This window comes from Microlunatus endophyticus (assembly GCF_014646195.1).
Taxonomy (GTDB): domain Bacteria; phylum Actinomycetota; class Actinomycetes; order Propionibacteriales; family Propionibacteriaceae; genus Microlunatus; species Microlunatus endophyticus.
The window spans coordinates 631,386-643,937 of record NZ_BMMZ01000001.1; the positions used below are offsets into that span (position 1 = coordinate 631,386).

Consider the following 12,552-nt stretch of genomic DNA (forward strand, 5'->3'; position numbering starts at 1 on the left):
GTTCGATAACGAATGGGAACTTTTGTGCGAATGGTCTTGCGGTCGCCGGCGGGATGAGCTAAAAATCAAACACGCGTTCTATCGAACAGACGTTCGAGGCGCAGAGGAGGAGTCACCATGAGTGCAGCAACCCTTGAGCGTCCGGCTGTCGCAGCCCGCTCCGCCGGGACCACGCGCACCCGGCAACTCCGTCCGGGGCGGGGATCCGGCCGGGCCGGTCGCCCGGTCACACGATCGGTCTCCGGCGTCCAGGCTCCGATGATCGGTCGCGACCGCCATCCCAGTGCCGGCGCTCGGGCCTGCCGTCCGGAGGTCGCTGCCCGGCCGGTGTCCGCAACGTCGGTTCCGTCGGCCTGGCAGTTGACGAACCGGGGGATCGCCGTCGTACTGATCGCCGGTGCGCTGCTTGCCGCGGCCGCGATCACCGTGATCACCGCCACGGCCATCACCGTCACTTCCGACGGATACCACTCCCACGGATCGGCGCTGGTCCGGCGCTGAGGGCCGCAGACCCAGGACGGTGGCGAGCTCGGCTCGGCTGTGATTTCCGGGCCGACCGACACCGAGGTCGGATGCGGCGCCCGATGTGACGCCTTCGGGTGGACAATGGCTCCATGCCCAGCGCGCCTCTCCCTGCTCAGCCGCTCGGGGTCGCCGGTGCCGGTGTCGCCCAGCCGGCGGCGTACCGGATGCGGCCTTTCGAGGCAGTCCGGGCTGTCAAGAGTCTGGGCATCTTCGTCGGCTTCGGCCTGGCGGTGAGCGGTTTGTACGCGACCACTGGGATCGGCTTCCCGTGCCCGCTGCGTGCGGTGACCGGCTGGGAGTGCCCGCTGTGTGGAGGCACCCGGCTCGGCTCGTCGTTGCTGCACGGCCACATCCGACAGGCATTCGACTACAACCCGGTCGTGTTCATCGGCCTGATCGTGATGACGATCCTTGGTGGCATCTGGATCGTCGAGGCCCTCGGAGGGCCGAAAGTCCGGCCCCCGCGGCGCATCGCGGATCGGCTCGTACGTGTCCACCCGACCGTGTGGGCAGCGATCGCGGTCGCGGCCGGACTCGCCTACACACTCGTTCGCAACCTGGTCTAGTCGCTCCCGGGCGGCTCGCCCTGCCACTTCACGGATCTGTGTCGAGTCATGGTGTCGACTCCCTGGTGTCGATCACCTGGGTCGCCTCGGCGCGACACGCGACATCCAACCTGCGCCTTGGTTGACGACCGCTGTTATCGGACCTAAGATCCATATGTAGTAGTTACACGCGTGTGCTTCATCCACAAATAGTGGTCGATGTCCACACACGATCCACAAGCTATCCACACCAAGACCCACAAGTCATCCCCAGACTTGTCCCCAAGATCGCCCTCGGCGGTCGCCCTGATCCGAATCGGAAGAAGGCTCCACGTGCACTGCCCCTACTGCCGGCACACGGACACCCGGGTGCTGGACTCGCGGGTCGCCGAGGACGGCAGCAGCATCCGCCGCCGCCGGCAGTGCCCGGAGTGCGGGAGCAGATTCACCACGATCGAGCAGATGCAATTGGCCGTCATCAAGCGGTCCGGTGTGGTCGAGCCGTTCAACCGCGACAAGGTTGTCAGTGGTGTCCGCAAAGCTTGCAAGGGTCGGCCGGTCAACGAGGACCAGCTGGCCAAACTCGGCCAGGAGGTCGAGGAAGCATTGCGGGCGTCCGGCAAGCCGGAGGTCCCCGCCGACGAAGTGGGGGTGGCAATCCTCGGACCGCTGCGACGACTGGACCAGGTGGCGTACCTGCGCTTCGCCAGCGTCTACCGACAGTTCAACTCGGTGGACGACTTCGAGGCGGAGATCGCGACCTTGCGGATCGAGAAGGATCCGATGGGTATCGAGCCGTTGATCCCGGAGCTGGCCGGCGCGCCCGCCGGTCGCCGGGCCAGTGCCAAGCGCAGCACGACCGGCAAGACGACGGTGCATCGGCGCGCGCCGCGCCCCGCCCAGCCGCCGCAGCGCGGCGGCACCCCCTAGACCCCGGGACGGGCCCGCATCTGGGGAAGGGTGCGCGGTCCGTCCCGGCCTATCGACGATCACGTATGCGATGCAGCGAATGCAACACGCAACAGCGAACACAAGCGGTACCGAAGTTCTCCCGGATATCAGCTAGTAGTGAGAGGCAGGAGCAATGTCCGAAACGACCCGATCGGACCGGAAGACCCAGTCGAGCGCGAGCTCGGGGACCAAGGTCGCGTCTTCCAAGCCCGGACTGACCAGTGGACTGACCATCGACCGCGTCTTCACCACCGAAGGCGTACATCCCTATGACGAGGTCACCTGGGAGTCGCGCGACGTCGTCCAGACGAACTGGAAGACCGGCGAGACGGTCTTCGAGCAGAAGGGGACTGAATTCCCCGACTTCTGGAGCGTCAACGCGTCGACGATCGTCACCACCAAGTACTTCCGGGGAGCGGTCGGCACCGACGCGCGGGAGTGGAGCCTCAAGCAGCTGATCAATCGCGTGGTGTCGAAGTATCGCCAGTCCGGCGAGGAAAACGGGTACTTCTCGACGCCGGCCGACGCCGAGACCTTCGAGGCGGAGTTGACCTGGATGCTGTTGCACCAGTTCTTCAGCTTCAACAGCCCCGTCTGGTTCAACGTCGGCACCCAGGCGCCGCAGCAGGTCAGCGCTTGCTTCATCCTGTCCGTCGACGACTCGATGGACTCGATCCTCAACTGGTACAAGGAAGAGGGCTTCATCTTCAAGGGCGGCTCCGGTGCCGGCCTGAATCTCTCCCGCATCCGCTCGTCCAAAGAACTGCTCAGCTCCGGCGGCACCGCTTCGGGTCCGGTGTCGTTCATGCGCGGCGCAGACGCCTCGGCCGGGACGATCAAGTCCGGTGGCGCCACCCGGCGCGCGGCCAAGATGGTGGTCCTGGATGTCGATCATCCCGATATCGAGGAATTCATCGAGACCAAGGCGCGCGAGGAGGACAAGATCCGCGCGCTGCGGGACGCCGGGTTCGACATGGACCTGGGCGGCAAGGACATCGCCTCGGTGCAGTACCAGAACGCGAACAACTCGGTCCGGGTGACCGACGAATTCATGAAGGCCGTCGAGGACGGCACCGAGTTCGGCCTGAAGGCGCGGATGGACGGCCGGGTCATCGAGACCGTCGACGCTCGTACGCTCTTCGGCAAGATCGCTCAGGCCGCCTGGGAGTGCGCCGATCCGGGTCTGCAGTACGACGACACGATCAACGACTGGCACACCAACCCGGAGACCGGCCGGATCACCGGATCGAATCCCTGCTCGGAGTACATGAGCCTGGACAACAGCTCCTGCAACCTGGCCAGCCTCAACCTGCTCAAGTTCCTGCGGGACGACGACACCTTCGACGCGCCGCTGTTCGCCAAGGCCGTCGAGTTGATCATCACCGCGATGGACATCTCGATCTGCTTCGCCGATTTCCCGACCGAGAAGATCACCCAGACCACCCGCGACTACCGCCAGCTCGGCATCGGGTACGCCAACCTGGGCGCCCTGCTGATGGCCACTGGCCACGGCTACGACTCCGAGGGCGGGCGGGCCGTCGCTGCAGCGATCACGTCGCTGATGACCGGGGTCGCCTACCGGCGCTCGGCCGAGTTGGCCGGCGTCGTGGGGCCGTACAACGGCTATGCCCGCAACGCGACCGCTCACAAGCGGGTGATGCGCAAGCACCAGGCCGCCAACGATGATCTTCGGACGCTGTCGGCCTTCGACGCCGACATCCAGAAGCTGGCCACCGACGAGTGGGCCAGGGTCATCAAGATCGGCGAGGAGAGTGGCTACCGCAATGCCCAGGCCTCGCTGCTCGCGCCGACCGGCACCATCGGCTTCATGATGGACTGCGACACCACCGGCATCGAGCCCGACTTCTCCCTGGTCAAGTTCAAGAAGCTGGTCGGCGGCGGTTCGATGCAGATCGTCAACCAGACCATCCCGCGGGCGCTGAAGAAGCTCGGCTACACCGGTGAGACCAGCGAGGCGATCGTCGAATACATCGCCGAGAACGGTCACGTCGTGGATGCTCCCGGACTGAAGCCCGAGCACTACGAGGTCTTCGATTGCGCCATGGGCCAGCGGGCGATCAAGCCGATGGGACACGTGCGGATGATGGCGGCGACCCAGCCGTTCCTGTCCGGTGCGATCTCCAAGACCGTCAACCTGCCGGAGTCGGCGACCGTGGAGGACATCGCGCAGGTCTACAGCGAGGGCTGGAAGCTCGGGCTCAAGGCGCTGGCGGTCTATCGCGACAACTGCAAGGTCGGCCAGCCGCTCAGTGACGGCAAGAAGAAAGACGAAGCCAAGACCGATCAGGCTCCGGCCGAGCAGCCGGTCAAGATCATCGAGCGGCCGGTGCGCAAGCGACTGCCGAAGTCGCGGGCCAGCCGTACGACCTCGTTCTCCGTGGGGGGCGCCGAGGGCTACATGACCTCCGGCGCTCACGAGGACGGCGAGCTCGGCGAGGTGTTCCTCAAGCTCGGCAAGCAGGGCTCAACCCTGGCGGGCGTGATGGATGCCTTCTCGATCGCGATCTCGGTGGCGCTGCAGTACGGGGTCCCGCTGCAGACCTATGTCGAGAAGTTCACCAACATGAAGTTCGAGCCGGCCGGTCTGACCGACGACCCGGACGTCCGGATGTCGCAGTCGATCATGGACTACGTCTTCCGCCGGCTGGCCCTGGACTACCTCTCCTTCGACGAGCGGTCCGAGCTGGGGATCTACACCGCCTCCGAGCGTGCGCGTCAGGTGGAGACCGGCTCCTACCTGCCGCCGGAGCCGGAGACCGACGACGCCAGCGAGGCGGACTCGCTCAAGACCGAGCCAGTGGCCAAGAGCGCGGAGACCGTGGAAGCGCCGAGGGTCGAAGCGCCTGCCGCCAAGGTCGAGACGGCCAAGGCTGCGGCGCCGAAGTCCGCGCACACCACGGCCGAGCTGATGGAGTCGATCTCGGGCATGAGCTTCGACGCACCGCTGTGCTTCACCTGCGGTACGAAGATGCGGCCCAGTGGTAGCTGCTACGTCTGCGAGGGCTGCGGCTCGACCAGCGGCTGCAGCTGATCATCGGACAATCGAACGGCCCCGGCGGACACCGCCGGGGCCGTTCGCCTCTTCATACACACGAAGCCCGGGTCCCGAAGATCAGAGCAAACTCATGATCCGCGGCTTGAAAACATGAGTCTGCTCGGGTCCTGTCCTTGCGCCCGACCCAGCGATCCCAGTGGACCGCAGCATGACACCCGGAACCGGCACAATCCCTGCATGGCGAGACCTCTGCGGCTGGTGTTGGCGTCGGCGGGCGTACTACTGGGACTGTTGTCGGTGCTGGTCGCCGCGTCCCAGATCACGCTGACCTACTACCTGCCGAGCCCTGGCGGAATTGCCACCACTCACACGACGACGTTCCAGCCGGCGATCGTTGCGACGGTCGTCGCCGTGGTGATGGCGCTGGTCCTGATCGGCTGGCTGGTCCGCAATCTGATCGGCGCCTCGCGGAACTGGTTGTGGGCGATCCCGGTTGCCGCCTTGATCATCAGCTACGCCGTCATCATCGCGGTAGCGGGCATGCCCCGGCCCTCATTCTGACCGGCGCCAGCTCCTTATCTTGACTTGTTCAAGAAACTGCACAAGACTGCGGCTGTGGCCACGGAGTTCGAGCAGCAGCTGCGCAGTGTCTCGCTGCGGGTCACCCAGCCCCGGCTGGCGGTCCTCACGGCAGTCAACACCCACCCGCACTCCGACACCGACTCGATCATCGCCTCGGTGCGTCAGAAGCTGCCCGGAGTCTCCCACCAGGCCGTCTACGACTCGCTGCACGCGCTGACCGAAGCGGCACTGCTCCGCAAGATCCAGCCATCCGGTCTGGTGGCCCGCTACGAGTCGCGGGTGGGTGACAACCACCACCACGTCGTCTGCCGGTCCTGTCGGCGGATCGATGACATCGACTGCGCTGTCGGCGATCCGCCCTGCATGACGCCTTCGGATGATCATGGTTTCGTCATCGATGAGACGGAGGTCATCCACTGGGGTCTGTGCCCTGACTGTGCGGCAGCAGTGCAGGCGGACGCCGACGTGATCGCAGACCCGGTCACCGCCAGGACCACGAGCAAGATCAAGATCAAGAACGACAGCTGAACACCCGAAAGGATTGACATGTCTGAGACCGTCGACGCAACCTCCTCCGGCACCTGCCCGGTCGCGCACGGCACCCATCCGACCCACGGCGACGCCAACAGCGAGTGGTGGCCGAACCGTCTCAATCTGAAGATCCTGGCCAAGAACACCGACGCACGCGATCCGCTGGGCGCCGACTTCAACTACCGCGAGGCGTTCAAGTCCCTCGATCTCAATGCCGTCAAGGCCGATCTTGCTGCGGTCATGACCGACTCCAAGCAGTGGTGGCCCGCCGACTTCGGTCACTACGGCGGACTGATGATCCGGATGGCCTGGCACTCCGCCGGCACCTACCGCAGCCACGACGGCCGCGGCGGCGCGGGAGCAGGCCAGCAGCGCTTCGCACCGCTGAACTCCTGGCCCGACAACGTCAGCCTGGACAAGGCGCGGCGGCTGCTCTGGCCGGTCAAGAAGAAGTACGGCCAGAAGATCTCCTGGGCCGACCTGATGATCCTGGCGGGCAACGTCGCGCTGGAGACGATGGGCTTCCCGACGTACGGCTACGCCGGCGGGCGTCCGGATACCTGGGAGTCGGAGGACGACGTCTACTGGGGCCCGGAGAACGTCTGGCTGGACGACAAGCGCTACACCGGTGATCGTGATCTCGAGGCGCCGCTGGCGGCGGTCCAGATGGGCCTGATCTACGTCAACCCCGAGGGTCCCAACGGAAATCCCGATCCGCAGAAGGCCGCGATCGATATCAAGGAAACCTTCCGCCGGATGGGCATGGACGATGAGGAGACCGTGGCGCTGATCGCCGGCGGACACTCCTTCGGCAAGACCCATGGTGCCCATCCCGACGACAAGATCGGCCCGGCACCGGAGGCCGCGCCGATCGAGGAGCAGGGCATGGGCTGGCGCAACGGCTACGGCACCGGGGTCGGTGCGGACGCCGTCACCAGCGGCCTCGAGGTGACCTGGACCGCCACCCCGGTGCAGTGGGGCAACGGCTTCTTCGAGAACCTGTTCGGCTTCGAGTGGGAACTCAGCAAGAGCCCGGCGGGCGCCCACCAGTGGGTGGCCAAGAACGCCGAGGCGATCATCCCGGCACCGGACCAGGGCGGCGCCAAGCGGCTACCGACGATGCTCACCACCGACCTGGCGCTGCGCGTCGACCCGGTGTACGAGGAGATCTCGCGCCGGTTCCTGGAGCACCCGGACCAGCTGACCGAGGCCTTCTCCCGGGCGTGGTTCAAGCTCACCCACCGCGACATGGGGCCGAAGGCGCGCTACCTCGGTCCCGAGGTGCCCGCGGAGGACCTGATCTGGCAGGACCCGCTGCCGGCGCAGACCGCAGCAACCGACGCCGGCTCGCTGGCGAAGGCCAAGCAGGCGATCGCCGACTCCGGTCTGAGCGTGCAGCAGCTGGTGTCCACCGCATGGAAGGCAGCAGCCACGTTCCGGGGCTCCGACAAGCGCGGCGGTGCCAACGGCGGTCGGATCCGGCTCGAGCCGCAGATCTCCTGGAAGGTCAACCAGCCCGACGAGCTGAAGCCGGTGATCGCCAAGCTCGAGGAGATCGCGGCCTCCTCCGGGGTTTCCTTCGCCGACACCCTTGTGCTGGCCGGCGGGGTGGGTGTCGAGAAGGCTGCTGAGGCGGCCGGCATCTCGATCACAGTGCCGTTCACCCCGGGCCGGGTCGATGCCACGCAGGAGCAGACCAGCGAGGAGAATTTCGCCTGGCTGGAGCCGGTGGCCGACGGGTTCCGCAACTACGACAGCGGATACCTCGACCTGCCGACCGAGTTCCTGTTGATCGACCGGGCCAACCTGCTGAAGCTGACCGCACCGGAGATGACGGTGCTCGTCGGCGGGCTGCGGGTCCTCGGTAACAACTGGGACGGCTCGGAGTACGGCGTCTTCACCGACAAGCCGGGCACGCTGACCAACGACTTTTTCGTCAACCTGCTGGAGCCGGGTATCGCCTGGACTCCGTCGTCGGACGAGCAGACGTTCACCTCGGCTGACGGTCGGTGGAAGGGCAGCCGGGCCGATCTGATCTTCGGATCGAATTCGGAGTTGCGGGCGCTGGCCGAGGTCTACGCCAGCGACGACGCGAAGGACAAGTTCGTGGCCGACTTCGTCGCCGCCTGGACCAAGGTGATGGAGCTTGATCGTTTCGATCTGCTCTGATCCTCGTCACTGATCGACCATCCGGCAGGGGTGTCGCCACGGCAGAATATCCGTAGCGGCACCCCCGCCGCGTTGTCGGCCCGGTTCGATTCCCTCGGGAGCACAGATGCTCGCAGCACGGTTGAATGTCGTTGATCATCGTCTGGACGTTGCCGAGGTGTCGATCCCCGAACCGGGACCGGGCCAGGTGCGCATCGCCGTCAAGGCAGCCGGAGTCTGCCTGTCCGACGTGCATCTGGTGCAGGGCCTGCTGAACCCGATGTATCTCAACGGCGACGTTGTCACCCTCGGTCATGAGGTCGCGGGCACGATCGACGCGCTCGGGCCCGGAGTCACCGGCTGGACCGAGGGTCAGCGGGTGGCGTTGCAGGCCGGCGAGCTCTCGGCCGCACAGGTGCTGACCCGTGGCGTCGACTACGACGGCGGTTGGGCGGAGTACGCCCTGGCCACCGTCGCGACGCTGGTGCCGATCCCGGACGATCTGCCCTTCGAACAGGCGGCGATCATTCCCGATGCGGTGTCGACACCCTGGGGTGCGATCACCGGGACCGGAGCCGTACGGGCCGGTGAGGCGGTCGGCGTGTGGGGGATCGGTGGCCTGGGAGCGCATGCCGTGCAATTGCTCCGGATGATCGGTGCCGCACCGATCATCGCGGTCGATCCCAATCCGGCGGCTCGTGAACGCGCCCTGGACTACGGTGCCGATCTTGCTCTGGACGCCGCCGATCCCGATCTGCCGATGGCGATCCGGTCGGCCACGGCCGGCAACGGGCTGGCCGCTGCCTTCGACTTCGCCGGCATCGAGGCCGTACGCCGACAGGCCCTCCCGTGCCTCGGCCCAGCAGGTCGGCTGGTGCTGGTCGGGTTGGGCCCGGAGCCGATGACGATCGCCAACCCGACCTTGATCAGCTTCCTGGGCCAGCAGATCCGCGGCCATTACGGCTCCGGTCCGGATGATCTTGGTGTGCTGGTCGGTCTGGTCACCCACGGCCGGTTGGACTTTGCGAAGTCGATCTCCGACGTTTTGCCGCTCTCGCAGGCCGCCGAGGCCGTGAATCGCCTTGAGCATAAGGAAGGAAACCCGGTCCGGCTGGTGCTCAGGCCGTGACGATGTCGCGGGCAGGATCGCGTACGGGCTCGAAATGCATGTCCCGGCGGGGATCGGCGAGCCGCATCCGTACGGAGTCGACGAAGTAGTTCTGCGGGTAGAACCAGGCGCCCCCCGCACCCTGGACCGGAAGCCGGGCTCGGATCACATAGCCGGACGTCAGCGGCAGCAACGGATGCGGATCAAGATCATCGGGCCGGACCGGACAGCCCGAGGCCAGCCGATGCCGTTGCAGGTAACGAAGAAGGCGGCAGACATACCGGCTGGCGAGATCCGCGCGCAACGTCCACGACGCATTCACGTAGCCGACGGCCATGGCGAAATTCGGTACGCCGTCGAGCATCAGCCCGCGGTAGACGATCCGGGTCGCCGGATCAACCGGCACGCCGTCGACGCTGAGATCGATCCCGCTCAGCAGCTGCATCCGCAGCCCGGTGGCCGTGATGATCACATCGGCCGGCAGCAACTCGCCCGATGTCAACCTGATGCCATCGGCCTCGAAGTGATCGATGTGATCGGTGACGACGGACGCATCACCGCGCTGGATCGCCGTGAAAAGATCCCCATCGGGGACGACGCACAGCCGCTGGTCCCACGGGTTGTACAGCGGTGTGAAGTGCCGGGCCGCATAGTCGGCGCCGAGCCGGCGGATGATCGGCTCGCTGAGCATCCGGCGGGCCGTCTCGGGACGGCGTCGGGTGATCCGGTAGAACACCTGCCCGAGGGCGAGATGGCGGACGCGGTTGACCCGATGTGCGAGACCTGCGGGCAGTCGCTGCCGCAGCCGCTCGGCCGTCGGATCGTGACGCGCCTGGGAGGTGATCCAGGTCGGCGACCGCTGCAGCATCGTCACCTGTGCGGCGATTCCGGCCAGTGCCGGGACCAGGGTGACCGCGGTCGCACCGGAGCCGATCACCACCACTCTCCTGCCGGTCAGGTCAAGATCATCCGGCCAATGCTGCGGGTGCACGACGGGCCCCGCGAAATCCTCCCGGCCCTCGAAGTCGGGGGTGTGGCCCTCGGCGTAGTCGTAGTAACCCGAGCAGGCGTAGAGAAAGCGACACGTCCAGATCTGCTGGCCGGCGGCGCCGGTGGTTGTGACGGTCCAGCGCTGGTCGGCGCTGGACCAGTCGGCTGCCGTCACCCGGGTGCCGAAACGGATCCTGCGATCGATGCCGGATTCGGCGGCCAGGTCCTGCAGGTAGCGCCGGATGTCGGCGCCGTCGGCGAGCGCCTGTGAGCCGGGCCAGGGCCGGAAGGGGTAGCTGAAGGTGAAGATGTCGGAGTCGGACCGGATGCCCGGGTAGCGGAAAAGATCCCAGGTCCCGCCGATCGCGTCCCGGGCCTCCAGGATCGCGTACGAGTGATCCGGACACTGCTGCTGCAGTCGGTACGCCGCGCCGATGCCGCTGATGCCCGCGCCGACCACCAGCACGTCGACGACGCGCTCGCTGCCCGCACCCACAGCTTCGGAGGACACAGGATCCAGTGTGCCAGTTGCGCCCGGTACGGGTGGTCATTAGTATACCTAAAGAACTGTCCTCCGAGCGGTAGTCGGGAGTCAACACCACCATGCCCAATCCCATCGGACGCGCCCTGCGCAACCGGCGTGCCGGCCACGACAAGCTGGTCTGGACCCTTCCCGGCCTGCAGGCGCCGGAGAACTTCACGCTGACCAGCCCTGCTTTCGCGCACAGGACTCCGATCCCGTCGGCGCACCGCGGCCGGATCTTCGCGCCGAACGTATCGCCGGCGCTGACCTGGACGACACCACCCGAGGGCGCCGTCGAACTGGTGCTGATCATCGAGGATCCCGATGCTCCGCGGGCGACTCCCGCGACCCACGGGATCACGACCGGCATCGATCCATCGCTGACCGGGCTCCCGGAGAGTGCGCTGACCGATCCGAGCCGGATCCCCGGCCTGCGGCACGGAAGCGGCGCGATGGGCCGCCGCGGATTCATCGGCCCGATGCCGCCGGGTTCGCACGGGCCGCACACCTACGTCTTCCAGCTGTTCGCAGTCGATCACAAGCTCGGGCTGCCGGAGAAGTTCGGTCTGACCGACGTCCTCACGGCCATCGACGGGCATGTGATCGGCCGGGCACGGCTGGACGGGACGTACGAGAACAAGTGAGCATGATCAAGTGAGAAAGATCAGGTGGGGCGGGATGAGCCGAGCTGGGTGAGATCGGTTCCGATCCCGGGGGTCTTCGACTGTTGGCGGTAGATGGTCGGCGTGACACCGGTCAGGTGCCGGAACCGGCGCGCGAAGTAGGTCGGATCCGCCCAACCGACGAGGGCACCGATCCGGGCCACCGGCTCGTCGGTATTGGTCAACAGGCCGGCCGCCCGCTCGACCCGCAACCGGGCGAGATAGGCCATGGGGGAGACGCCGTAATGTCTGCGGAAGAGCCGGCCCAGGTAGTCGGGATCGATCGCGGCGACGGCAGCGACCTCATCGATCCGCCAATGACGCTCCGGTGCCGCGGCCAGCAGTCCGGCGGCCTCGCGGACGGCGTCCGGGATCGTCGTGTCGCCGGATTGTGATTCGGCGGGCGCCTGGTCGTCGAGGGCATCGACGAGAAGCCCGAGCGTCGCCAACAGATGACCGAGCAGCGTCAGCCCGGCGCCGCGCACGGCACCGAGCCGGCGGATCGCAGCGACGCCGGCGGTGGCAGCATCAGCCGGTAGCCGTACGGCATAGCTGCCTTGGTGGCCACCGAGCACCGGCCCGCTCCACAGCAGCCGGCGGAGGACGGGATCCGCGTACAGCAAGGAGAGCTGGCCGTCCAGCGCCTGCGCCGACAGGCAGCAGTTGGCTACCTCGAGGTCGCGGCAGTCGGCGAATCCGTGCCAGGCACCCGGTCGCAGCACCAGCAGGTCGCCCCGGGAGAGCGGCTGTTCTCCCCGGACATTCAGATGCTTGCCGGAGCCGTGGCCGATCAACGCGATCTCAACGAAATCGTGCCCGTGCACCTCGGCATCACCGTCGAGATTCCAAACACCCGCGAGCACCGGGCGGTCGGCGAACATCTCCGACTCCCGATACAGCGACGGCCGCGCCACACCCACGGTGCCAGCGTACGCGAGTCGGAATCGTCCGAGTTCCGGGCGGGATCGTCC

Annotated in this window: 11 protein-coding genes; 9 read left to right on the top strand and 2 right to left on the bottom strand. The window is 66.8% G+C overall.

The window, feature by feature from the left end; translation table 11 throughout:
• Positions 1 to 117: 117 nt before the first annotated feature.
• The 8 genes from IEY07_RS03140 (at position 118) to IEY07_RS03175 (ending at position 9,427) form a co-directional block, all read left to right on the top strand.
• Positions 118 to 501, top strand: a complete 384-nt coding sequence (locus IEY07_RS03140; protein ID WP_188893679.1) for a hypothetical protein — start codon at positions 118 to 120, stop codon at positions 499 to 501.
• A 113-nt stretch (positions 502 to 614) separates the two neighbouring features.
• On the top strand, positions 615 to 1,091 hold the full coding sequence (locus IEY07_RS03145; RefSeq protein WP_188893680.1) for a DUF2752 domain-containing protein: 477 nt from the start codon (positions 615 to 617) through the stop codon (positions 1,089 to 1,091).
• Positions 1,092 to 1,403: 312 nt separating this feature from the next.
• Positions 1,404 to 2,000 (top strand): transcriptional regulator NrdR, encoded by a 597-nt coding sequence (gene nrdR / locus IEY07_RS03150; protein WP_188893681.1) that lies wholly within the window; start codon positions 1,404 to 1,406, stop codon positions 1,998 to 2,000.
• A 154-nt stretch (positions 2,001 to 2,154) separates the two neighbouring features.
• A complete protein-coding gene (locus IEY07_RS03155; protein ID WP_188893682.1) occupies positions 2,155 to 5,073 on the top strand; it encodes a vitamin B12-dependent ribonucleotide reductase in 2,919 nt (972 codons plus the stop codon).
• Between the two features lie 201 nt (positions 5,074 to 5,274).
• On the top strand, positions 5,275 to 5,598 hold the full coding sequence (locus IEY07_RS03160) for a hypothetical protein (protein ID WP_188893683.1): 324 nt from the start codon (positions 5,275 to 5,277) through the stop codon (positions 5,596 to 5,598).
• A 54-nt stretch (positions 5,599 to 5,652) separates the two neighbouring features.
• Positions 5,653 to 6,147, top strand: coding sequence for a Fur family transcriptional regulator (locus tag IEY07_RS03165; protein ID WP_229669640.1), 495 nt, complete (start codon positions 5,653 to 5,655; stop codon positions 6,145 to 6,147).
• Between the two features lie 18 nt (positions 6,148 to 6,165).
• On the top strand, positions 6,166 to 8,319 hold the full coding sequence (gene katG / locus IEY07_RS03170) for a catalase/peroxidase HPI (RefSeq protein ID WP_188893684.1): 2,154 nt from the start codon (positions 6,166 to 6,168) through the stop codon (positions 8,317 to 8,319).
• A 106-nt stretch (positions 8,320 to 8,425) separates the two neighbouring features.
• On the top strand, positions 8,426 to 9,427 hold the full coding sequence (locus IEY07_RS03175; RefSeq protein ID WP_188893685.1) for a zinc-binding dehydrogenase: 1,002 nt from the start codon (positions 8,426 to 8,428) through the stop codon (positions 9,425 to 9,427).
• Here IEY07_RS03175 and IEY07_RS03180 read toward each other — a convergent pair.
• Complete coding sequence (locus IEY07_RS03180) at positions 9,417 to 10,907, bottom strand: flavin-containing monooxygenase (RefSeq protein WP_229669641.1); 1,491 nt, start codon at positions 10,905 to 10,907, stop codon at positions 9,417 to 9,419. The genes IEY07_RS03175 and IEY07_RS03180 overlap by 11 nt on opposite strands.
• Before the next feature lie 92 nt (positions 10,908 to 10,999).
• Here IEY07_RS03180 and IEY07_RS03185 point away from each other — a divergent pair, with 92 nt between their 5' ends.
• Positions 11,000 to 11,563, top strand: coding sequence for a YbhB/YbcL family Raf kinase inhibitor-like protein (locus IEY07_RS03185; RefSeq protein ID WP_188893686.1), 564 nt, complete (start codon positions 11,000 to 11,002; stop codon positions 11,561 to 11,563).
• A 20-nt stretch (positions 11,564 to 11,583) separates the two neighbouring features.
• Here IEY07_RS03185 and IEY07_RS03190 read toward each other — a convergent pair whose 3' ends face one another.
• Positions 11,584 to 12,501 carry an AraC family transcriptional regulator gene (locus IEY07_RS03190; RefSeq protein WP_229669642.1) on the bottom strand — a complete coding sequence of 306 codons (918 nt, stop codon included), beginning with the start codon at positions 12,499 to 12,501 and terminating at the stop codon, positions 11,584 to 11,586.
• Positions 12,502 to 12,552: the final 51 nt, after the last annotated feature.

Coding starts and splice junctions, on each gene's coding strand:
- IEY07_RS03140 (WP_188893679.1), top strand. CDS start 118: ATGAGTGCAGCAACCCTTGAGCGTCCGGCTGTCGCAGCCCGCTCCGCC.
- IEY07_RS03145 (WP_188893680.1), top strand. CDS start 615: ATGCCCAGCGCGCCTCTCCCTGCTCAGCCGCTCGGGGTCGCCGGTGCC.
- IEY07_RS03155 (WP_188893682.1), top strand. CDS start 2,155: ATGTCCGAAACGACCCGATCGGACCGGAAGACCCAGTCGAGCGCGAGC.
- IEY07_RS03160 (WP_188893683.1), top strand. CDS start 5,275: ATGGCGAGACCTCTGCGGCTGGTGTTGGCGTCGGCGGGCGTACTACTG.
- katG (WP_188893684.1), top strand. CDS start 6,166: ATGTCTGAGACCGTCGACGCAACCTCCTCCGGCACCTGCCCGGTCGCG.
- IEY07_RS03175 (WP_188893685.1), top strand. CDS start 8,426: ATGCTCGCAGCACGGTTGAATGTCGTTGATCATCGTCTGGACGTTGCC.
- IEY07_RS03185 (WP_188893686.1), top strand. CDS start 11,000: ATGCCCAATCCCATCGGACGCGCCCTGCGCAACCGGCGTGCCGGCCAC.